This is a genomic window from Marinobacter salsuginis (assembly GCF_009617755.1).
Classification (GTDB): domain Bacteria; phylum Pseudomonadota; class Gammaproteobacteria; order Pseudomonadales; family Oleiphilaceae; genus Marinobacter; species Marinobacter salsuginis.
The window spans coordinates 2,403,391-2,425,225 of the sequence record NZ_BGZH01000001.1 but is presented as its reverse complement, the minus strand read 5'-3'; the positions used below and the strand labels follow the sequence as shown (position 1 = coordinate 2,425,225).

General features: G+C 58.9%; 21 protein-coding genes. 9 read left to right on the top strand and 12 right to left on the bottom strand.

The genetic code is table 11. The features are described 5' to 3' along the window. Position 1 precedes the first annotated feature (1 nt). The 4 genes from GJU83_RS10985 to GJU83_RS10970 are packed head-to-tail and all read right to left on the bottom strand — an operon-like array spanning position 2 to position 5,773. Positions 2-2,821 (bottom strand): FAD-binding and (Fe-S)-binding domain-containing protein, encoded by a 2,820-nt coding sequence (locus GJU83_RS10985; protein WP_153634337.1) that lies wholly within the window; start codon positions 2,819-2,821, stop codon positions 2-4. Further along, positions 2,818-3,489: a LutC/YkgG family protein gene (locus tag GJU83_RS10980; RefSeq protein WP_153634336.1), complete on the bottom strand. Its 672-nt coding sequence runs from the start codon at positions 3,487-3,489 to the stop codon at positions 2,818-2,820. Before GJU83_RS10980 ends, GJU83_RS10985 begins: the two co-directional genes overlap by 4 nt. Next, positions 3,486-4,937, bottom strand: a complete 1,452-nt coding sequence (locus GJU83_RS10975) for a LutB/LldF family L-lactate oxidation iron-sulfur protein (RefSeq protein WP_153634335.1) — start codon at positions 4,935-4,937, stop codon at positions 3,486-3,488. Before GJU83_RS10975 ends, GJU83_RS10980 begins: the two co-directional genes overlap by 4 nt. After that, positions 4,934-5,773 carry a (Fe-S)-binding protein gene (locus tag GJU83_RS10970; RefSeq protein WP_153634334.1) on the bottom strand — a complete coding sequence of 280 codons (840 nt, stop codon included), beginning with the start codon at positions 5,771-5,773 and terminating at the stop codon, positions 4,934-4,936. Before GJU83_RS10970 ends, GJU83_RS10975 begins: the two co-directional genes overlap by 4 nt. 220 nt (positions 5,774-5,993) lie before the next feature. On the opposite strand from GJU83_RS10970, the gene GJU83_RS10965 reads away from it, so the two are divergent. After that, positions 5,994-6,770 (top strand): GntR family transcriptional regulator, encoded by a 777-nt coding sequence (locus tag GJU83_RS10965; protein WP_069182721.1) that lies wholly within the window; start codon positions 5,994-5,996, stop codon positions 6,768-6,770. A gap of 18 nt (positions 6,771-6,788) precedes the next feature. Here GJU83_RS10965 and GJU83_RS10960 read toward each other — a convergent pair whose 3' ends face one another. From GJU83_RS10960 to GJU83_RS10945, 4 genes are all read right to left on the bottom strand, one after another. Continuing rightward, entirely contained in the window at positions 6,789-7,529 is a 741-nt protein-coding gene (locus tag GJU83_RS10960) for a ParA family protein (RefSeq protein ID WP_069182720.1), read from the bottom strand. Positions 7,530-7,694: 165 nt separating this feature from the next. Next, positions 7,695-8,450, bottom strand: coding sequence for a putative 4-mercaptohistidine N1-methyltransferase (locus GJU83_RS10955; protein ID WP_153634333.1), 756 nt, complete (start codon positions 8,448-8,450; stop codon positions 7,695-7,697). 37 nt (positions 8,451-8,487) lie between these two features. Continuing rightward, on the bottom strand, positions 8,488-9,318 hold the full coding sequence (gene eutC / locus GJU83_RS10950; protein WP_153634332.1) for an ethanolamine ammonia-lyase subunit EutC: 831 nt from the start codon (positions 9,316-9,318) through the stop codon (positions 8,488-8,490). Beyond that, entirely contained in the window at positions 9,311-10,714 is a 1,404-nt protein-coding gene (locus GJU83_RS10945) for an ethanolamine ammonia-lyase subunit EutB (protein WP_153634331.1), read from the bottom strand. The genes eutC and GJU83_RS10945 overlap by 8 nt, the downstream gene beginning before the upstream one ends. Positions 10,715-10,790: 76 nt before the next feature. On the opposite strand from GJU83_RS10945, the gene GJU83_RS10940 reads away from it, so the two are divergent. Further along, positions 10,791-11,567: a crotonase/enoyl-CoA hydratase family protein gene (locus GJU83_RS10940; RefSeq protein WP_153634330.1), complete on the top strand. Its 777-nt coding sequence runs from the start codon at positions 10,791-10,793 to the stop codon at positions 11,565-11,567. On the opposite strand, the gene GJU83_RS10935 is transcribed toward GJU83_RS10940, so the two are convergent. Beyond that, entirely contained in the window at positions 11,533-12,405 is an 873-nt protein-coding gene (locus GJU83_RS10935; RefSeq protein ID WP_153634329.1) for an Nmad3 family putative nucleotide modification protein, read from the bottom strand. The two genes, GJU83_RS10940 and GJU83_RS10935, sit on opposite strands and share 35 nt — an antisense overlap. Positions 12,406-12,502: 97 nt before the next feature. Here GJU83_RS10935 and GJU83_RS10930 point away from each other — a divergent pair, with 97 nt between their 5' ends. Next, the gene (locus GJU83_RS10930) at positions 12,503-13,132 is read left to right on the top strand and encodes a metallophosphatase domain-containing protein (RefSeq protein WP_174805026.1); all 630 of its coding nucleotides are present in this window, start codon (positions 12,503-12,505) and stop codon (positions 13,130-13,132) included. An 85-nt stretch (positions 13,133-13,217) separates the two neighbouring features. Beyond that, on the top strand, positions 13,218-14,225 hold the full coding sequence (locus GJU83_RS10925; protein WP_153634327.1) for an LLM class flavin-dependent oxidoreductase: 1,008 nt from the start codon (positions 13,218-13,220) through the stop codon (positions 14,223-14,225). Here the strand turns inward: GJU83_RS10925 and GJU83_RS10920 are convergent. Beyond that, positions 14,222-14,722, bottom strand: coding sequence for a glutathione peroxidase (locus tag GJU83_RS10920; RefSeq protein ID WP_228715184.1), 501 nt, complete (start codon positions 14,720-14,722; stop codon positions 14,222-14,224). The two genes, GJU83_RS10925 and GJU83_RS10920, sit on opposite strands and share 4 nt — an antisense overlap. A 190-nt stretch (positions 14,723-14,912) precedes the next feature. Between GJU83_RS10920 and GJU83_RS10915 the strand changes: the two genes are divergently transcribed. From GJU83_RS10915 to GJU83_RS10895, 5 genes are all read left to right on the top strand, one after another. Beyond that, complete coding sequence (locus GJU83_RS10915; protein WP_228715176.1) at positions 14,913-15,452, top strand: YqiA/YcfP family alpha/beta fold hydrolase; 540 nt, start codon at positions 14,913-14,915, stop codon at positions 15,450-15,452. A gap of 141 nt (positions 15,453-15,593) precedes the next feature. Then, positions 15,594-16,622 (top strand): TRAP transporter substrate-binding protein, encoded by a 1,029-nt coding sequence (locus tag GJU83_RS10910; protein WP_153634324.1) that lies wholly within the window; start codon positions 15,594-15,596, stop codon positions 16,620-16,622. A gap of 108 nt (positions 16,623-16,730) precedes the next feature. Continuing rightward, entirely contained in the window at positions 16,731-17,324 is a 594-nt protein-coding gene (locus GJU83_RS10905) for a TRAP transporter small permease (protein WP_069182710.1), read from the top strand. A 35-nt stretch (positions 17,325-17,359) separates the two neighbouring features. Beyond that, positions 17,360-18,643, top strand: a complete 1,284-nt coding sequence (locus GJU83_RS10900) for a TRAP transporter large permease (protein ID WP_069182709.1) — start codon at positions 17,360-17,362, stop codon at positions 18,641-18,643. Between the two features lie 38 nt (positions 18,644-18,681). Beyond that, positions 18,682-19,122: a universal stress protein gene (locus GJU83_RS10895; protein WP_069182708.1), complete on the top strand. Its 441-nt coding sequence runs from the start codon at positions 18,682-18,684 to the stop codon at positions 19,120-19,122. Positions 19,123-19,126: 4 nt separating this feature from the next. Here the strand turns inward: GJU83_RS10895 and GJU83_RS10890 are convergent, their stop codons facing one another. Further along, entirely contained in the window at positions 19,127-21,385 is a 2,259-nt protein-coding gene (locus GJU83_RS10890) for a sensor domain-containing diguanylate cyclase (protein ID WP_153634323.1), read from the bottom strand. 96 nt (positions 21,386-21,481) lie between these two features. Beyond that, positions 21,482-21,817, bottom strand: a complete 336-nt coding sequence (locus tag GJU83_RS10885) for an antibiotic biosynthesis monooxygenase family protein (RefSeq protein ID WP_069182706.1) — start codon at positions 21,815-21,817, stop codon at positions 21,482-21,484. Positions 21,818-21,835 lie beyond the last annotated feature (18 nt).

Here is a 21,835-nt window from a genome sequence, read left to right as displayed (position 1 = left end):
ACTAGGCGTTGGCTTTCGGCCTGGTGACTCGATCCACCAGATACACCAGGCCATGGTAGTCGATACCGCTGTGCCGGCTGAGCCCGATCTCGCAGGTACGGCTGGTGGAGATACCTTCCTCGCAGCCGGCCGTCTGTTCAGCCAGGGTTTTCAGGGAATGGGCATTTAACTCGGGCACGTTGAAGCCTTTATCCCCGGCAAAGCCGCAGCAGTGGATGCCCTCGGGGATCACCACATTGGTACTGCAGCGACGAGCGATATCGATAAGACCCTGTGATTCCCCAAGGTGCTGGGTACTGCAGGTGACGTGCACGGCCAGCGGGGTCTGCTCCGGCTCGAAATCCAGGCGCTCGTAAAGATGATCACGAATAAACCGGACCGGGTCGAACAGTGTGAGCCCGGCCTCTTCGGCAGCTTCACGGATCTGCAGGGTGCAGGGGCTGGTGTCGCAATAGATCGGATCCACACCATTGCGGCTGGCCCGCAACAGCGCCGAAATCAGTTCATCTTTTTTGGATGCCGCCTGGTCCGGATAGCCCCTGGAGGCAAATGGCTGGCCGCAGCACAGACTGTCCAGCGCCTCCGGATACACCACCTGGTAACCACCTTTCTCCAGCAGCCTCCGGGTCACGCTGATCAACGGCTCCTGCGCCTTATCGCTACGGGCCGGGCCCATGGTCCGGGACACACAGGCGGCCAGATACACCACCCGGGGCCGACCTTCGGCCGGATCCTCCTGTGCTGCTGGTGACACAAACCGCACCGGTTGGGGCAGAGTCGGATCCCATTGGGCGACCTTGCCTCCGGACACCTTTCGGACGCCCGCACTGAGACGGGTCAGCATTGGCGCGCCCATCAGCCGTTCGGCCATGGAGGCGCTGGCAAGGACAAAACGGGTGGCTTTCAGTGCGCCGGCAAAATGCTTCGCCAGCTGATTGGCCACGGACTGGCCGCCGGCTTTCTCGCTACGCAGCTTACGCACCAGATCACCGGTATTGATACCCACCGGACAGCGCTGGGCACACAGACCGGTCGCGGCGCAGGTATCCAGGCCGTGATACTGGTAGGCCTTCTCCAGTTCGGCCGTATCTTCACCGGCACGGCGGCGGGCCTGGATGTCCCGCCAGATCACAATGCGCTGGCGAGGCGAAAGGGTCAGCCCTTCCGAGGGACACACCGGCTCACAGAAACCGCATTCAATGCATTTATCAACTAGAGGATCGGCCTCGGGCAAGGGCTTCAGATTCTTGAGATGAATCTGCGGGTCCTCAGAGAGCACCACATCCGGATTGAGCAGATTCTCCGGGTCCAGCAGCCGCTTGATCTGCCACATCAGCTGCCAGGCGTCGTGCCCCCACTCCAGCTCCACAAACGGTGCCATGTTGCGGCCGGTACCATGTTCCGCCTTCAGGGAACCACCGAATTCCCCAGCCACCAGCTGGGCCACATCCTGCATGAAGGCCTCGTAGCGGGCGACTTCCGCAGGGTCGTCAAAGCCCTGGGGGAACACGAAGTGCAGGTTGCCCTCCAGGGCGTGGCCAAAGATGATCGCGTCGTCATAGCCATGCTTCACAAACAGTTCCTGGAGACGGGTAACACCCTCGGATAGCTGATCGATCGGGAAGGTCACATCCTCGATGATCACGGTGGTACCGTTCGGTCGCACCGCGCCCACGGCCGGGAACGTGCCCTTCCGAATGGCCCAGAGCTGATCGGACACTTTCGCGTCTCGGGTGAAGTCCACCTGCTGCTCAAGCGGGAATTCGGCCAGGGACGCCCTGATCCGGGCCAGCTGTTCATCCAGACTCTCCGAGGAGGCCGCCCGGGTCTCCACCAGCAACGCGCAGGCATCCTCCGACAGATCATGAATCCGGTCAGGCAGGCCGGGCTTGTCCTGCACCGAGCGAAGGCTGCGGCGATCCAGCAACTCTACGGCCGCTACCGGTTGTGAACGCAGCACCGACGCGGCCCGACAGCAGCTCTCCGCATCCCGGAATACCAACAGGGCCGTGGCCTTGTCCGGGTACTCGGGAACGGTGTTGTAGGTGACCGCGCTCACGAAACCCAGCGTGCCCTCGGAGCCCACCATCAGGTGGGTCAGGATGTCGATCGGACAGGTAAAATCCACCAGGGCGTTCAGGGACAGGCCAGTGGTGTTCTTGAGGCGGTATTTGTGGCGAATCCGCTCTGCCAGCTCGGGATTTTCACGGGTATTGATGGCCAACTTTTTCAGAGCTGCTAACAGGTCTCCGTGGCTCTCGCGGAACGCCGAAACGCTCGTCGGATCCTCGGTATCCAGCACGGTTCCGTCGGCCAGCACCAGCCGCATACCGGCCAGGGTGTGGTAGCTGTTCTGGGCGGTACCACAGCACATCCCGCTGGCGTTGTTGGCAACAATGCCGCCAATCTTGCAGGCGTTGATGGACGCCGGATCCGGTCCAATCTTGAAGCCCTTGGGTGCCAACCAGGCGTTGGCCTGGGCGCCGATCACACCCGGCTGGAGGCGAATCTGGCGGCCTTCAGCGCGGATGTCGTGGCCGTTCCACTGGTCGCCAAGGACAATCAGGATGGAGTCGCTGATGGCCTGCCCGGAAAGGCTGGTACCGGCGGCCCGGAAAGTCACTGGTACCTTGTGGTTGCGGGCAATCGCCAGAAGATCGACCACCTCGGCCTCTTCCTGAACCCGCACCACCACCTTGGGGATCAGCCGGTAGAAACTGGCGTCGGTTCCGAACGCCAGGGTGGACACCGGATCGTTGAACACCCGGTTTTCCGGAATCCGTTGCCGGATATCGGCCAATGTCGCTGCGGAAAAGCTCATAGGTCCTCCAACACCAGCACGATGAGCTCACGAGGCCCGTGAGCGCCATAAGCCAGCACCTGTTCGATGTCCGCGGTCTTGGACGGGCCGGACACCAACAGGACATTGGTGGGCAGCCCGGCTGCCCAGTCCTGAGACACCATCATGTCATACAGATTGTCGTGAATCTCGCTGGCCTTGAGCAGGGCAATGTGGACTGGAGGTACCAAACTCATCAACCGCGGTTCGTGGCGATCCGGCCAGAGCACGACTGTACCGGTGGCAGCAATACCACCCAGGGTGCCGGTCAGGCTGGCATCCACATTCCAGAACAGCTCTTCCTTCCACGCTTCCACCGGCTGATCGTAGGCCAATAACTCGATCGTCTGCTCCGTGGCCTCGAAGTAAGCCTGCAGCGCCCGGCCATGTTCTATCGACGGGGCGCACAACAGGTTGGTGAGGTTGCGTTTGTTCAGAAGTTCGGCCACCAGTTCCGGCCAGTTGTCAGAGCCGCACTGATGCACTTCCGTGTGGACCGCTTCCATCAGGCTACGCAACCGGGCGATCCGGTCCTCCGGCGCGTACCGCCAGGGGGCCGTAACCAGAGCCTCATCGAACTCGTCGGGGCGGGGCGTCGTGCCAACGAGACTGCTTCTCAACTTCCCAAGGATATTTGCGCGGGCAGTCATGATGGTCGACCTCCGTTCTGGTCAAGATGCCGGGCCGCCAGATCATGCAGGGAGCGGCGGGCGGGCACCGGTGCACTGTGATTTTCGGTCCAGGGGCCGGCTTTTTTCGGGGCCAGCGCCCGGAATCGGGTCGCTGCCCAGAGAAAACTGCGATACAGCGCCGGCCGGGTATTCAGCATCTGCCAGCCGCGCCAGATCCAGCGCTCCGTCCGGGAATACTTGGCGCCGCCACCTTTCACCTGCTGCGGCTGCTCCGGATCCTTCACATTTTCCTGCCGTAAACGCTGAAGCAGCTCGGGAATCGGAATCTTGACCGGGCAGACCTCACCGCAGGCCCCGCACAGGGAGGAGGCGCTTGGGTGGTCTGGCACCTTGTCGAGGCCAGCCATATGCGGTGTGATGATCTTGCCGATGGGGCCGGGGTATACCTCACCGTAGGTGTGGCCGCCCACCCGGGTATACACCGGGCAGTGGTTCATACAGGCGCCGCAGCGGATGCAGTTCAGGGTCTGACGCATCTGGGCATCGGCAAAGGCGCCGGTACGGCCGTTATCCAGCAGCACCAGGTGCACTTCCTCCGGGCCGTCCAGTTCGTCCGGTTTGCGGGGACCGGATATCAGGTTCACATAGGTGGTAATGGGCTGCCCCAGGGCCGAACGGGTGAGCAGGGAAACCAGCGGCACCACATCCCTCAGGTTCGGCACCACTTTTTCAATGCCCGTTACCGCAATGTGAACCGGCGGTGCCGTGGTGCTCATGCGACCGTTGCCCTCGTTTTCCACCAGCAACAGGGTGCCAGTTTCGGCGATGGCGAAGTTCACTCCGGATACACCCACATCCGCGTCCATGAATTTCCGACGAAGGGTTCGCCGGCCGATCTGGATCAGTTGATTGACGTCTTCGGTCTCCGGCTCCCCCAGCTTGTCGTGAAACAGCTTCGACACCTGCCGGGCGTTCTTATGGATCGCCGGCATGATAATGTGGGACGGCTTTTCATTATCGAGCTGGACAATGTACTCCCCCATGTCGGATTCCAGGCATTCGATGCCCCGCTCCGCCAGATAGTCGTTCATCTCCATCTCTTCGCTGACCATGGACTTGCCTTTTACCACCTGGCTGCCCTTGCGGGCTTCGATGATGCCGTGCACCAGTTCGTTGGCTTCCTCGACCGTCTCCGCCCAGTGAACCTTGACGCCGTTTTCAGTGAGTTTCTTTTCCAGCTGCTCCAGCAGATCCGGCAACCGCGACAGGGCCCCGGCCTTGAGCCGGTTACCCAGTTCCCGCAGCCCCTCACGCTCATCGGCATCGGGAAACGCGTTGGCCCGCTTGGTCATGAGCGAGTCCATGGCCACCCGGAAATTGTTTCGCAGCTGCCCATCCGTCAGGGCTTCTTCGGCACGCCCCCGGAAGCCCGGAGTCAGCTCGGTCACCGGAATACGCTGGCTCATGCCACCTCCCCTTCGCTGGCGCCATTGATTCGCTCCCACAGGAAGCTGGCCAGATGCCGTCCCCGGAAGCGCTCTTTCTGTTTCTCGAGGGAACCATTGATGTTCATCAGGCAGCCGCCATCGGCGGTAACCATTTCCACCGCGCCGGAATCCATCAGCGAGCGCGTCTTGTCCTTGACCATGGCACCCGAGACTTCCGGCATCCGAACCGAGAAGGTGCCGCCGAACCCGCAGCATTCACTCTCATGGTCATGGTCGACACGCTCGACCCCTTCGAGCTGCTGGAGAAGCTCACGCGCATGGAGGTGTGTGTTCATTTCCCGACGGGCCGAGCAGGACGTGTGCAGGGCGATCTTGCTGGGTGCCCCCCGGTCCGACAGTTGCACTTTGCAGACTTTCAGCAGGAACTCGGTCAGCTCGAAGGTGCGCTCCGCCAGCGCTTCCACCCGCTTGAGTGTGTCCGGCTCGTCGGCAAACAGCGCCCGGTAATGATGCCGGAACATACCGGCACAGGAGCCGGACGGCACAACGACCGGCAGCCCCGAACGATCCAGGATCTCCAGTTGGGCACGGGCCACGGCTTTGGCCTCATCCCGGTATCCCGAAGTCCAGGCAGGCTGCCCGCAACAGCTCTGCTCCTGAGGGAAATGCACGCGGACGCCTTCACGTTCCAGCAGACGAATGGCGTCCAGCCCGGCTTCCGGGAAGAACAGATCCACCACGCAGGTGCCAAACAGGGTGACGGCCTCGGGCTTTTCAGGGTAATACCTCTCCGGCTCCCGCTCCGGGGCTACACGGGTGGCATTGGGGGCGGCATCGTAAAACAGGTCGCTCATTGGCTGGTGCCTCAATACACTATCAAACTGACCAATTTATAAATTGGTAATACCAATTGACATCAATAGTTAACCAAGGTATGGGAAAATGTCCGCCAATGTCAAAAGTTTTTGGTGCAAAAGACACACTTTGAAGGACTTCTTCATGCTAACCCTTGGCCGAGAAAGTCACTTGTGATATTGGTATTACCAATAAATTTTCGATACGGGTACATCAGGAATGGCCATCGGACAGATCGCGCCGAAAAGACTCGCAGACACCATTGTTGAACAGCTGGAAACCATGATTCTGGAGGGCACCTTGCAGCCAGGCGAGCGCCTGCCGCCAGAACGGGTGTTGTCAGAGCAATTCGGAGTGTCACGCCCTTCGCTGCGCGAGGCTATCCAGCGACTGACGGCCAGGGGCCTGCTGGTGAGCCGCCAGGGCGGCGGCAACTATGTCACCGAGTCCCTGGGTGGCAGTTTTAGTGACCCGCTGATTCCCTTGCTGGAAAACCGGCCGGATGCCCAACGGGATTTGCTGGAGTTCCGACGCACCCTGGAAGCGGACTGCGCCTACTACGCGGCATTGCGGGCCACCGAGGTGGACCGCGCCCACCTGAAAACCGCCTATGAGGCGCTGCAAGCCTGCTACAGCACCGAAAAGGAGCGGGATCTGGAAGCCGAAGGCGCGGCGGACGCACGCTTTCACCTGGCCATTGCCGAGGCCAGCCACAACGTGATCCTTCTGCATACCATTCGCAACCTCTTCAACATGCTGAAGAGCAACGTAGTGACCAACATTGGCGGCATGTACCAGAGGGAGGCGGAGACCCGTCAGGGCCTGGTGGAGCAGCATCGAATGCTGTACGAGGCCATCACGGAAGGTAGGGCCGACGAAGCCCGGGAACTGGCCGGCAAGCACATTCTGTACGTTCAGCAGGTGCTCTCGGAACGGAGCGAGAATAACCGTCGGCTGGAGCGGTCCCTGCGGCGGGACAAACTGGCGCGAACCTGAACAAGCCCTGGCCGGTGCTCAGAGCATTCGATTGATCTCTTTCCACAATCTGCGATAGGCATCGGCGGCCACGGAGCTGGGCGCGAGCAGCTGCACCGGCGTGCCTTCTTCGCCCATTTTCTCAACTACACTGGCGTTCGGGATGATGGTTTTCAGGCCTTTGGGCAGGATCTCATCCTGGGCATTGATCAGCTCCCGGTGCAGCCCTTTGCGCCGATCGGCCATGGAATAAAACGGGTGCAGCTTACCCGGCTTCAGCTTCTTGTCCTTGGCAAACTCCGCCAGCTGTTTCCAGCTATTCAGGGACAGCCAGGTGGGAATCACCGGCACAAACACCTCGTCTGCCGCTTTTAGCACCTGCTCCGAAAGCCGGGACAGCGACGGCGGGCAATCCAGTATCACCAGACTGGTTTCTTCGGACAGAGGTGCCAGCCACTGTTTGATCAGGTTACTGCCATCCTCCTGGTCCAGTTTGACATCCAGATTACGGAAACTGGTGTGGGACGGGATGAAGTCCAGGTTTTCATAGTCGCTCTCGTGAATGAACTCGGCGATGGGCGTCTTCCCCTTGAGCAACTGCGACAACTTGTGACCTTTGATCTTGTCGGCACCGGCCAGGTACCAGCTGGAAGCGCCCTGAGGGTCCAGATCCCACAACAGTGTCGAATACCCGGCCTGGCTGGCCAGATAAGCGATGTTCACGGCAGCGGCGGTTTTGCCAACACCGCCCTTCAGACTGTAAAACGCGATGGTCCTCATCCTGTCAGATCCTTTTATCCAGGCATAAAAAAACCGGGGAAGTCCCCGGTTAAAGCATTCACACGATGCACAACACAATGCATGTCGTCCTGATGAGATCTCAGGTTAGGCTTTTCCGGTGACAGTTTGATGACAGCCGGCAGGCCATCGTCAAACTTTCCCTGTTCACTGACTTACCCTCTCCCAGACGGTCAGCTCGGAGAAGCTGTGCTGAAACTTGTTTCTCGTCTCCCGTATAACAAACGGCAGACTCCAGGGCTCGAACAGCAGGCGGAAATGTGGCGCCAGCATTTCCCTCAGGCCGTCGAACGTCGAGAAGTCCTCACCATCCTTTTTGAAACCACCGACCCAGTGTTCCCTGGGCGTGTATTCCTCCAGCCAGGTGTAGGGTGAGGCAATCACCAGAAGCCCGAGCTCGTTAATCCGTTCGTGGATGGTTTCCAGAAACAGCGATGGCTGGTACAGCCGATCGATCAGGTTGCCCGCGAGCACCAGATCATACCCCGCGAACTGCGATGGCAGATCGCAGGCATCGCCCTGGTGAAAAGCCACACGGTCGGCGGCCTCCTCCAGCCCGAGGGATGCCAGGCTCTGATCCTGAAAACTCACCAGCTCACCTTCTTCCAGACGGGCATAGCGCACTCGTTTATCCCGGGCCACTTCCTGACCTTTGTTAACGAAGGCGTTGGAATAATCAATGCCGTCTACGTGGCGGAAATGCCGGGCCAACTCGAAGCTGGTGCGGCCAACGGCGCAGCCAATATCCAGCGCACGATCCAGGGGCCTTCCATCCATCGCATGCATGGCAGCGTCGGCCAGGGCCTTGGGAAAGTTGGCCTCACCATGCCACCGTTCGCCAAAGTGAAATTCCAGGTATTGGGCGAGGGTGGTGTCGTTTTCATAGTACGCGGCTTGCTGCAAGGGAATTCTCCTAGCCTGAATGGTTTAACGGTTATCACTAGCCTAACAGGAAGTTGCCAATGCCCTGATCAATAACCGTCTCTTCCGAGCGATCCTTGAGCGGCACCCCGGAAACCTGCTGTCGGCGGGCCTCTTTGAGCAGATACATCAGCCGCCGGCTCGCCTCTGCGCACGACAGCCCCGCCGGCCGAATGTTCGATATGCAGTTCCGGCTGGCGTCGGTCAGCCCGGGCTCAGGCGCCCAGGTCAGGTAAAGCCCGAGACTGTCCGGAGAACTCAGGCCGGGGCGTTCGCCAATCAGCACCACCACACAGCGGGCGTTGAGCCGGTGCCCCACATCGTCCCCGATCGCAACCCGTCCTTGAGAGACAACGATCAGGGGCGCCAGTTCCCAGGCCTGATCGTCGGCTTCAAGATCTGTCAGTAGCGCATCGAGAAGGCCGAGGGCATTTTGCTGCACACCGAAGGAGGACAGGCCGTCTGCGATCACCAGTGCCAGGTCGACGGGCGAGTCGCCGGTGTGGCCCAACCGATCCAACTGCTCACAGGACTGAGCGCTGAGCCTGCGACCAAGGTCCGGGCGCTGCAGGTAGGTTACCCGGTCGTCGGCCTGACTGTGCAGATGAACCGGCTGATGTGGCAGCAGTGATTTTCCTGGTTCGCTCAGTTCCGCCTGTTGCGTCATTAACGCAGCCGTGTCCAATGGCAGATGTACCGCGTCCCTGGCCTGGGCATGAGCCAACTGAAACGCCAGCATCTCCCGGGTGGGCAGGCTCACACCTGCGCGACCCAGACCAATCCGGGCATCGGTCCAGGCCGACAGCCGACGCCACGGGTTCTCAATAACTACCGGTTTGTGCTCAGTCATGGCCCTGCCCCTCCGGCAACCGGGCCAGACTCTCCCGGAACGCCTCCGGTAAGCCCTCGGAGGGCACCTTGCCTTCGGAATCGCCGAAGATCTGCATCCTGGTCAGCCACTGTTCGAACTCCGGCGCCGGTCGCTTGTCCAGAACCCGTCGCAGATACAGGGCATCGTGAAACGACGTGGTCTGATAGTTCAGCATGATATCGTCCGAGCCGGGTATGCCCATGATGAAGTTACAGCCGGCTACGCCCAGAAGTGTGAGCAGGTTGTCCATGTCGTTCTGGTCGGCCTCGGCATGATTGGTGTAACAGATATCACACCCCATGGGCAGGCCCAGCAACTTGCCACAGAAGTGATCTTCCAGACCGGCCCGGGTAATCTCCTTGCCGTCAAACAGGTATTCGGGGCCGATGAATCCAACCACCGTGTTCACCAGAAGCGGCTGGAATTTGCGGGCCACGGCGTACGCCCGGGCTTCACAGGTCTGCTGGTCCACACCGTGATGGGCATCAGCGGACAGCGCACTGCCCTGGCCGGTCTCGAAATACATCACATTGTTGCCCACGGTGCCTCGGTTCAGCGAGAGCGCCGCATCCCGGGCCTCGGCCAGAGTTGCCAGATCAAATCCGAAGCTGCGGTTAGTCGCCTCGGTACCGCCGATGGACTGGAATACCAGATCCACAGGCGCCTTCTGTTCGATGGCTTCCAGGCTGTTGGTAACATGTGTCAAGACGCAGGACTGCGTAGGGATGTCGTATTGTCGAATCACCTCATCCATCATCTGCAACAGCCGAACGGTCTGGGCCACGTTGTCAGTCGCGGGGTTGACCCCGATAACGGCATCACCACTGCCATACAGCAACCCATCCAGGATGCTGGCCGCTATACCGGTCATGTCGTCCGTTGGATGGTTGGGCTGGAGTCGTGTGGACATTCGCCCGGGTAAACCGATGGTGCTGCGAAAGGCAGTCTGGACTCGGCATTTGCCCGCCGCCAGGATCAGATCCTGGTTGCGCATGATCTTGGAGACCGCAGCTGCCATCTCCGGTGTGATACCCGCCCGGATGCTTGCGAGCATCTCCGGAGTGGCGTGGTCGCTGAGAAGCCAGTTGCGGAAATCGCCGACGGTCAGATGCGAAACCGGCTCGAACGCCACAGGATCATGGTCATCCAGAATCAGTCGGGTGACTTCGTCCTGCTCGTAGGGAATCAGCGCTTCGTTCAGAAAGGTTTTCAAAGGCAGGTCCGCCAGAGCCATCTGGGCCACCACCCTTTCCTCCGCCGTATGCGCGATGACGCCTGCCAGGCGATCACCGGAACGCGCCGGCGTGGCCCTGGCCATCAATTCCGCCAGCGTTGCGAACTGCCAGCGCCGGTCACCCAGACTGTACCGATACATATCCCTCTCCCTGAGACGCGTTGTTCTACTATCTTAGGTGAATATCACACAGACAGATCAACTGCAGGGTAACGCAATGACCGAGCACGCGGTTCTGACCAGTAGCAATGACGGCATCTGCACCATCACGCTCAACCGGCCCGACAAACGCAACGCCGTGGACGGCCCGACAGCCGATGCCCTGCGCAGGGCATTCATCGAGTTTGAGGAAAACGATGCCCTGAAGGTTGCAGTGCTGTGCGGCACCGGGGGAAATTTCTGCTCCGGCGCCGACCTGGAAGCGATCGGCGATGAACAGCGGCGAAACCGCATTGATCCGCACGGGACGGGCTACGGCCCCATGGGCCCGACCCGTATGCACTTTACCAAACCGGTGATCGCTGCCGTCTCCGGCTATGCCGTGGCCGGAGGTCTGGAACTGGCACTGATGTGCGACCTGCGGGTTGTGGAAGCCTCTTCGGTATTTGGCGTTTTCTGCCGGCGCTGGGGCGTTCCCCTGATTGATGGTGGCACCGTCCGGCTGCCCCGCATTGTCGGCCATGGGCGAGCCATGGACATGATACTGACCGGGCGCCCCGTCAACGCAGAGGAGGCCATGGAAATGGGACTGGCAAACCGACTCGTTCCGGACGGGACGGCACTGCAAGCGGCCCAGGAACTGGCAGCAACCATTGCCGGATTCCCGCAACGCTGCATGCGGACAGACAGGGCGTCTGCCATTCATCAATGGGATCTGGATACCCGGGAAGCCCTGGAAGCCGAGGGGGCCGCGGGCTACCCGGTGGTTTTCGAAGAGGCCATTGACGGGGCCCGGAAATTTAAAGAGGGGGCTGGCCGCCACGGCCAGTTCTGAGCAGGCTCGCAAGCCAGTCGATCAGATCCGGATAGGCATCCAGAGCCAGCACAAATTCCTGTCCGCGGGCCGCGCAAGTCAGGTAGCACCAGGGTGAATCGAGCTGCCAGCGGTCCGCTCTGGTGTGGTAGCTCAGGGGCGGGCGGTCCTCGCCCGGAAAAAATGCAGCCGGCAGACGCCATCGGGTCGGCAGCCGGCTCTGCGGGTCCGTGAGAACAAGATCATCCCGCAACATCGGGAACACGCCACTGCCGGGAAAGACCTCCGTCGCGGTTGCCAACTGGCAGGCATCAGAAGACTCATAGAGCGTGTTGCCAGCGTCCGGCTGGCCGTGGAAATGCGGATGATATCGGGCCCAGGGCAACGCATCCGGTGCTAGTTCATCAATGGCATGTATCTGGCCAATCTGCAGCCAGCCCCAGATGGCATGAAACGGGCGTGAACCGGGCACAAAGCGCCAGCGCCGGTTATGCAGTTCAGCGTGCCGGAATACCCCGAAGAACAGGAACAGGTCTCCGGGCTCAACCCCCTGATTGCGCAAATGCCCCTGGGCAGAACCGGTTTGCCCCAATAAAGGTCGCCAGCCATTCTCACGTGGGTAGGCATCGGCCACCAGGTCCGGGTCCAGGTGGGCGCCATGCCCGCCTCGAATTCTGCCGCCGGTGAGATCCCGGGCGATTTTGCCCAGACGGCGTTCTTCGAAAACGACTTCGCTATAGCGGATTCGGGACTGGGCATCCGGAATGGGCAGTACACACAGGGAACCGTCCGGTAAAACCGGGCTGGGACAACCACCGGCAGAAGAATCGAACCCCTTCCGGCTCAGAATCAATCGCATGGCATCACTGGAAAATCATGAGGGCTGAACGGGCCGTAAATGCTATCGTAGTTTCAACAATAATGCGCGAATGCCACCGATCGGAACCTTCAACACCATGAGAATAGTCTGCATCTCCGACACCCACAGCATGCATCGCCAGATCCAGGTGCCTGACGGCGACCTGCTGATTCACGCCGGCGACTGCCTCGGCGTCGGGACCCTGGATGAACTGGAGGATCTCGACCGGTGGTTTTCCGAGTTACCCCACAGAAACAAAATCCTGATTGCCGGCAATCACGACTGGTGTTTCCAGGATGAGCCGGCCGAAGCTCGCGAACTGATACGCCATGCCCATTATTTGCAGGACAGCCCGGTGGAACTGGAAGGCCTGAAGTTCTGGGGAAGCCCATGGACGCCGATGTTCTTCAACTGGGCGTTCAACCTTGAACGGGGCGATGCTCTTGCCGAACGCTGGGCCCGTATTCCCGAAGACACCGACGTGTTGATCACCCACGGTCCCCCGGCGGGTATCCGGGACAAAATCGATTCGCCCACCGGCATTATTCGTCCCGGCTGCGAAGCACTGGCCGAACGCGTAGCCAGCTTGACTCTGAAGCTGCATATCTTCGGCCATATTCACGAAGACCACGGACGGGAACAGATCGGTGACTGCCTCTACGTGAACGCCAGCACCTGCAACGCAAGGTTCAAGCCTCTGAACCCGCCGATTGTGATCGATCTGTAGCACCGATTGGGGCTAATCTTGAAACAAGCGCCCGCAGGCACCATGGTTGCGAATTCGCGAATGACTTTTCTGCAACGGGAGCTCCATGTCTGACTGTCCTGAATACTCACTGCTCGAACTGGCGTCCGTCCGCGAGGGCGACTCGGTCGGCACCACGCTTGCCAACAGTGTGGCCTATGCCCAACGGGCTGAGAAACTCGGCTTCAAGCGCTTCTGGCTGGCCGAACATCACAACATGGAGGGCATCAGCAGCTCCGCTACATCGGTTTTGATCGGGCACATCGCGGGCAAGACGGAAGCTATCCGGGTCGGTTCTGGCGGCGTCATGCTCCCAAATCATCCCCCACTGGTGATCGCCGAGCAGTTCGGAACGCTGGAAAGCCTGTACCCGGGCCGGATTGATCTCGGACTCGGCCGCGCACCTGGCACTGACCCGGTAACCGCACGGGCTCTCAGGCGTGATGGCCTGGGGGCAGAACAGTTTCCGGAGGATGTCGCGCGGCTTCAGTCGCTGCTTGGCCCTCTTCAGCCTGGCCAACCCGTGAAGGCGATACCGGGGGCCGGCACCAACGTGCCTCTGTGGCTGCTGGGTTCAAGTCTTTACAGTGCCCAGCTTGCCGCCATGCGAGGCTTGCCCTATGCCTTCGCCGGGCATTTTGCCCCCAGACTGTATCGGGAAGCCCTGCGAGTCTACCGCGACAACTTCCAACCTTCGGAGCGACTCGAAAAGCCCTACGCCATGCTCGCACTGCCGGCCATTCCGGCGGACTCGGTGCAGGAAGCCGAGCATCTGGCCACAACCAGCTACCAGCGTATTCTCGCGCTGTTCCGGGGCCAGCCACTCTGGATGAAGCCTCCCGTGGACACCATGGAGGGATTGTGGAACGCCGGCGAAAAAGCCAGCGTAAAGGATTTCCTCGGGCTCCAGCTGCTCGGCGATGCCAACACCATCCAGCGCCAGCTTGAACAGATCCTTTCAGGCATTGAGGTCGATGAATTGATGTTTACCGTGGACATTTACGATCCCGCGAAGCGCAGGCATGCGCTCGATATCCTTGCTCAAACCAGAAAGGCCCCGCAGGCACTCTCCTAGAGCACAGACTCCACCGCATCGATCAGCTCCGGATCTTGGGGACGCACACGGCTTGGGAAGCTCTCCATCACCGTGCCTGATCGATCAATCACATACTTGGTGAAATTCCAGCGCGGGGGCAGACTCTGCTCGTTAATGGCCTGGAACACAGGGTTTGCCTCGGGTCCGGTAACCGCGCCCGGGGCAATCATGGTGAAGGTCACACCGAAGTTCTTGAAACAGACAGTCGCTGCTTCGGCTTCTGAATCTGCCTCCTGCCGGAAATCGTCGCTGGCAAAACCGACCACCACCAACCCATCCTTCGCGTATTGCTTATGCAGGGCCTCGAGCCCCTCAAACTGGCCGGTGTAACCGCAGCGGCTGGCGGTATTGACCACCAGCATCGGCTTGCCGGCCGCCAGGTCGCAGAGATTAACGGTGTCGGAGGAGTGCAGCTTGCGCATTTCATGATCGAGAAACGCCGGGCAGCTGTCGGCTTGCGCCAAAGGCGCGCCCATAAGGCTGGCAATCAATGCCGGAATCGTAAGAATCTCTTTCAGGTTTTTCATGGATCCCGCTTCCCTGTTCGCTTCGCTGCTTTTTATACGCGCCGATCGGACGACTGGCTCAGCCCGCAAAGTGGACATAAAGGGTTCGGCTGCTCATCATCCCGGGTAAACAATGTTCAAAGCCGGAGCGATTTTCATCATGACCGATACCCCGATCCATGTCTTCCTCTCCCACGGCCTGGAAAGCGGCCCGGGCAGCACGAAAATCCAGGCCATGAAAGCCGAAGCCGAAACCTGCCCGAACATTAAGGCCCATGCGATTGATCACAGGAGTACCAAGGATCCTTCTACCCGCCTGAAACAAATGCAGGAGGCGATAGCTCAGAGCGGCGCCAATCCGGCAAACACCATACTGGCCGGCTCCAGCATGGGCGGCTGGGTGTGCGCTCAAACCAGTTCTGACACTCCGGTTCTGGGCTGCTTTATCCTGGCACCAGCCCTTGCCATGGCCCGGTACCCCCAGTCCAGCCCGATCATCCGGGCCCGCCACTGCCAGATCATCCACGGCTGGGACGACGACGTGGTACCGGTCGCGCCGGTGCTAGGCCTGGCCCGGGACCAGGGCCTTCCCATACTGGTTGTGCCCGATGGCCACCGGCTGGAAAACAGTCTCGATCGGGTTGTCAGTGAGTTCCGCGGATTCCTCCAAACCTGCCTTTCAGATTTGAATCAACCGTGATTTCATGAACTTGCGAAATTGGGAGAACCACATCTTCGGAATTTACCTTTTTGGCCATTTTCTTGCGAAAACCACTTTGTTTTGCCAGTCTTTAATAATGTAACAATAAATTTCAGCAAAAAAACGAACGGAGAAAACCCGATGAGCAGCATGAGCAAGTTCAAAAAACTGGCCGGAATTTCAGCGTTCGCGTTCGCTGCGATGACCATGGCGAATTCTGTAAATGCCGCAAACTGGCGGTACGCGCACGAGGAATACGAGGGCGACGTACAGGATGTGTTCGCCTACAAGTTCAAGGAATACATCGAGGAAAATTCCGACCACACCCTGCAGGTTTACCGTTTTGGCGAGCTGGGTGAGTCCGACGACATCATGGAGCAGACCCAGGCGGGCATCCTCAACTTCGTTAACCAGTCGCCCGGCTTTACCGGTTCCCTGATTCCTGAAGCCCAGATCTTCTTCATTCCTTACCTGATGCCGACCGACATGGATACGGTTATCGAGTTCTTCCGCACGAGTGAAGCCATCAACGAAGACTTCCCGGAGCTCTACGCAGAAAAGGGCCTCGAACTTCTGAAGATGTACCCTGAAGGTGAAATGGTTGTGACCGTGGACGAGAAGGTCACCAAGCCGGAAGATTTCAACAACAAGAAGATCCGGGTCATGACTAACCCGCTTCTGTCCGAGACCTATTCTGCCTTTGGCGCCACACCGACCCCGCTGCCCTGGGGTGAAGTGTACGGCGCACTGCAGACCAACATGATCCAGGGTCAGGAGAACCCTATTTTCTGGATCGAGTCCGGCGGTTTGTACGAAGTGTCTCCGAACCTGTTATTCACCAAGCACGGCTGGTTCACCACCGCCATGATGGCCAACCAGGATTTCTACAACGGCCTGTCTGATGCAGACAAGAAACTGGTGCAAGACGCCGCTGACTATGCCTTTGAAGAAATCATCGTGCACATCGACGGTCTTGCCGACGAAGCCCTGGCCAAGATCCAGAAAGCCAGCGATGAAGTCACCGTCACCCGCCTGACCGACGAACAGATCGAAGCCTTCAAGGCCCGCGCGCCCCAGGTGGAAGAAAAGTTCATCGAGATGACTGGTGACACCGGCGAGGCGCTGCTGAACCAGTTCAAGCAGGATCTGGAAGAAGTTCAGAACAACTGAACCTGATGGAACCACTCCCGCCGGCTCCGGCCGGCGGGTAGCTGTACTAACCCCGCCCCGCCGGGGACTTCCTACCGGCCGGGAGCGACATTCTCTGGAGCAGATCCCATGTCCGAGAATTCCCCGGATCTTGAAGACGATACCGGCATCTACGAGTCCGGCCTGCCCGGATTTCTTGGAACCATCGATGAAATAATTGCCAAGGTCGAGGCGTTCATGCTGGCCGTTGGCGTCATCCTGATGGCCATCAATACCTGTGTGAACGTTATTGCGCGGTATGTGTTCGGCGAAGGCCTTTTCTTCTCCGGTGAAATCAACCGGATTCTCATTATCCTGATCACCTTTGCCGGCATCGGCTATGCGGCCCGCCATGGCAGGCATATCCGGATGTCTGCAATTTACGACGCCATTCCGGTCAAGGGGCGAAAAGTGCTGATGATCATCATCGCTTTGTTCACCTCTGTGGTTATGTTCTTCCTTTGCTATCACTCGTTCGAATATATCCAGACCCTGTACAGCCGGGGCCGCATTCTGCCTGCGCTGGGTTTTGAAATCTGGTGGATCTATATCTGGGTGCCCATCGGTTTTGCCATTACGGGAATTCAGTACCTCCTCACGGCCATCAAGAACTTCACCAGCAAGGACGTATACCTCTCTACCGGGGTGGTAGACGGTTACGCGGATACCGAATCGGAAGTATGAACCCTGCAGCTGACATAAAGGAAGGATAAGAAATCATGGCAACTATAATGATGTTGATCATGATCGGGCTATTGCTGCTGGGCTTCCCGATGATGATTCCCCTGATCACCGGCGCTGTGGTCGGCTTTGTAATGATGTTTGATGGCTTCGGCCAGATGGGCACCTTCGTCCAGCAGATGATGGGTGGCATCCGGCCAGCCTCTCTCATTGCCGTCCCGATGTTTATTCTCGCCGCAGACATCATGACCCGCGGTCAATCCGCTGACCGCCTTATCAATATGGTCATGGCGTTCATCGGCCACGTGAAAGGCGGTCTGGCGATCAGTACCGCCACCTCCTGCACCCTTTTCGGTGCGGTATCAGGTTCTACCCAGGCAACAGTTGTGGCGGTTGGCTCGCCATTGCGGCCCAAACTGCTCAAGGCCGGCTATTCGGATCCGTTCTCGCTCGCGCTGATTATCAACTCCAGTGACATTGCGTTTCTGATACCCCCGAGCATCGGCTTCATTATCTACGGGGTTATTTCGGAGACCTCCATTGCCGAGCTGTTCATTGCCGGTATCGGGCCAGGCTTGATGATTCTGATAATGTTTTCGATCTACTGCCTGATCTATGCTCGCGTCAACAACCTTCCGACCGAGGAGAAGTCCACCTGGAGCCAGAGAGCCGTAGCCATGCGCGAGGCTTTGTGGCCGCTGTTTTTCCCGGTCATTATCGTGGGCGGCATTTACGGGGGCATCTTCAGTCCGACAGAGGCTGCAGCAGTTTGCGTACTCTACGCCTTCCTGCTTGAGTTCGTGGTGTTCCGATCACTCAAGCTTGCTGACATCTATCGGATCGCGAAGTCCACAGGCTTGATCACCGCTGTCGTATTTATTCTGGTAGCCGTGGGCACCGGCTTCTCCTGGATTATTTCCTTTGCCCAAATCCCCCAGGCTATTCTGGACGCGGTCGGAATCAGTGACATGGGCCCGATAGGCGTGATGATTACCATCTGTATCGCCTTCTTTATTGCGTGCATGTTCGTTGACCCGATTGTGGTGATCCTGGTTTTGACGCCAATCTTTGCACCAGCCATCGAGGCCTCTGGCATCGACCCGGTACTGGTCGGTGTGCTCATTACCCTGCAGGTAGCCATCGGCTCGGCAACGCCGCCGTTCGGCTGTGACATCTTTACCGCCATCGCGATATTCAAGCGCCCCTATCTGGAGGTTATTCGCGGCACGCCGCCGTTCGTAATCATGCTGATAGCCGCTGCCGGGTTATTGATTGCGTTCCCGCAAATTGCGTTGTTCCTGCGCGACCTGGCCTTCAGGTGATCTGATCACCCTGAAGGGTGAATACAAAGGAGAGCAAGATGTTCAAACGGATTCTGGTGGCAGTCGATGGCTCGATGACCTCCTTCGATGCTCTGACCAAGGCCATCGAATTACAAAAACTGACCGACGCAGAGATTTTTCTCCTCTGCGTCTACAAACACCACAGCCTGTTTGAGGCGTCGCTGTCGATAGGACGCCCGGACGACATGGATATCCCGGACAAGGTGCTGTCGGAATACGCCAAGGAAGTCGTCAATCACGCAAAGGAACTTGCCAAGGAACGTGGCGCCACCCACGTTCGGGGCTTTGTGAAGGCGGGCAGGCCGTCAAGAGTTATCATCGATTTTGCCAAAGACAAGGGCGCAGACCTGATTGTCGTGGGCACCAAAGGAACTCACAGCGACAAGGATGGCATGTTCCTTGGCAGTGTTTCCCACCGGGTTGCATCCCACGCCAAATGCCCGGTTCTGGTGGTGTAAACGTCTAAACCGAGGTTTCGACCCGGTTACGGCCGGCTTCCTTGGCGCGATACAGCGCCTTGTCGGCCAGGGTAAGAATCTGTAATGGCCTTTCAGCATCGTCGGGCCAGTTGGCAACACCCACCGAGACCGTCAGCACCCCAAGATCCTGTTCCCGATGGATAATAGGTACCTTGCGAACGGCTTCGCACAGCTGGTTCGCTTTATCCCGGGCTGCTTCGGAGGTTGCTCCCGGCATGACCACCACAAACTCTTCACCGCCGTACCGGCAAACTATGTCACTCTCCCGGAACTGCTTTTGAAGAATGCCAGCGACGATCTTCAGGGCATGGTCTCCCGCTTCGTGGCCGTGGGTATCGTTGAACCGTTTGAAGTGATCGATGTCGACAATTAACAGGGATAGCGACAAATCGTTACGCTGCGCGACGGCGCTTTCATGTTCGAAAAGCTGATCAAAGTAGCGGCGGTTTTTCAGTCCGGTGAGTGCATCCTCGTAGGAAAACTTCTGCAACTCTTCCCGCAGGGCAATGCTTGAGAGGGTGATACCGATTCTCTGGATGGCCTGATCCAGCGCCGTAAGCAGACGTGCCGAGCCATACTCGCTCTCTGCCTTACCGAAAACGCCATCGCCCTCGAGCAGAAGCACACCTTCAGTCACATTGCCGGCACTGGCTGACTCCACATTCACCCAGAAACACAATGTACTGCTCTCAGCCTCTCTCCCCTCCCCCTCGGCGCCCTGCCACTGTTTCAGTTGCGGCAGCCTGGAGGGCTCCGGGAGGCCTTTGCGGGCATCCAGAATCACCGGGAGCGGAACCGGGCGACTGAAACCCCAGACGGCAACCCGATCATACCGCTCGTCTGAGCCCCGCTGATAAAAGGCGCCTTTAAGCGGGCTGCAAATATCCGGGAGCGCCCGGACAAGCAACCCGAACGCCTGCTTCAGGCCCAGACAGTCCTGAAGCTCGGTTATCACGTCGCCCAGAATCCGGTTTTTCTCATTTTCAAAGGTCAGCATCCGGACCCGCGCCTGCTCGCGCCGGGCCAGAGCCTCCGCCTTGGCGGTACGTTCGGCAACCTTTTCTTCCAGTGACACGTTCAGCCGCTTCAACGCCTCCTGGGTGCCTGCGTAGTGCCAGAGTGAAATAACCACCACCGCCAGAGAGAACAGGAGCATTCCCCAACTGACCGGGACCCGGCCCCAGGGAAGAACACCATGGGCCACTGCCATATCCACAATCAGCAGCGTACAGAAAAAGCCAAAGGCCAACAGCAGTACCTGTTGCTCGCGCAACATTTTACCGATACGACGAAGCACGACGGCAAAAATAATAACCAGAGAAACGAGAAACATGGCATCAAATGGCGGGAACGTGGATGAGAGATCAAACACGCCCGCCAGCGCGCCCAGCAATGCACCCACCAGGTAAACAAGATGAACTTTCCAGATCAGATTTATCACCCAGGGGCGATGATTGGTCAGCCATTGCTCCAGCAGCAGTGCCAGTGCCACCGGCAGCATGTAATAGGAGCCGGCAGCCAGGTAATCCCACATCAACGGCTGGTAAGCAATCAGTAGACTGGCCTGGCTCTCAGAAACCAGCATCAGGGCAGATGAGAGGGTAAACAGAGAGATAGTCGCAAAGGTTTTCTTTTCCGCCTGCAACAGCGCAAAGATGATCGCCAACAACGCAATCAAGGTGGCGAAACCCGCAATGACCAGTGCTTCGAGGGAATTCTTGAGAATGTAGAGAACCAGATCCGGATGATCCATGATGGAGACTTCGCCCCACAGCCCGATATCCGTGTAATTGGAGAAAATCCGGAAATACACCGGCTTGCCTTCATAGTTCTCCGGCAGCACGATTTCATGCCACGGCCAGCCCTCAAACCGGCCCCGGCCCTGGTCATCAAACTCGCCATACTGGTAGATTTTTTCACCCTCAACCCAGACCTGAACGATCAGATCGACACTGAAGATGTAAAGGACGGGCTCCTGCCACTCGCCAGTTGGCAGGGTGACCCGGAACCAGACATTCTCACGCCCTTCACGGCCGGGTGGATTGGAGGGAAAACCAATGCTTTGCCATTTTTCGGGTGCATCCTGCACCACCCACTCCGGAACACCGTCCTCGGTAAAGGGAGAATCACCCCAGCGATACTCCCAACCTTCGGCTACCGGCTGAGACGCTCCATAGGTAAGTGCAGGCAGTATCAAGGCCAGAAACGCGGTAACCAGACGAAGCAGGCTAATCTGTGGCATCAGGAAGGCAAACCTGAGTTGTGGGGCGATCAGATCTGATTATAGTCCAGTCCCCGAAAATCCGGAGCACTCTTTCGGGGCATACGACCGGTGCGCTCAAGGCGATTCGTGACCATGCGATGATCGAGGCGGCTCCACCACCCATTCCGGGTCCTCAAACTCACCGATGGGTTTGATATCCACGAAAGGCGCAGCGCTGCGGATGATCGCGGCTACCTCGGGGTTATGCTGCCCTTCCATGGCATCCCGCTGTTCCTTGCTCTCCCAGGAGGCGATGGCAATCAGCGTATTGGGGTCGCCAATCTTGCGGTGCAGCTCGGTGCCGCGGGCCCCCGGCGCCTGCTGGATAATTTCGCTCGCTCTTACCCAAGCATCCGCGTATTCCTCGGCAGTATGGCCTTCCCGGATATGCACTTCGAAAATAAATTTCATGAGACCTCCCGGTGACTG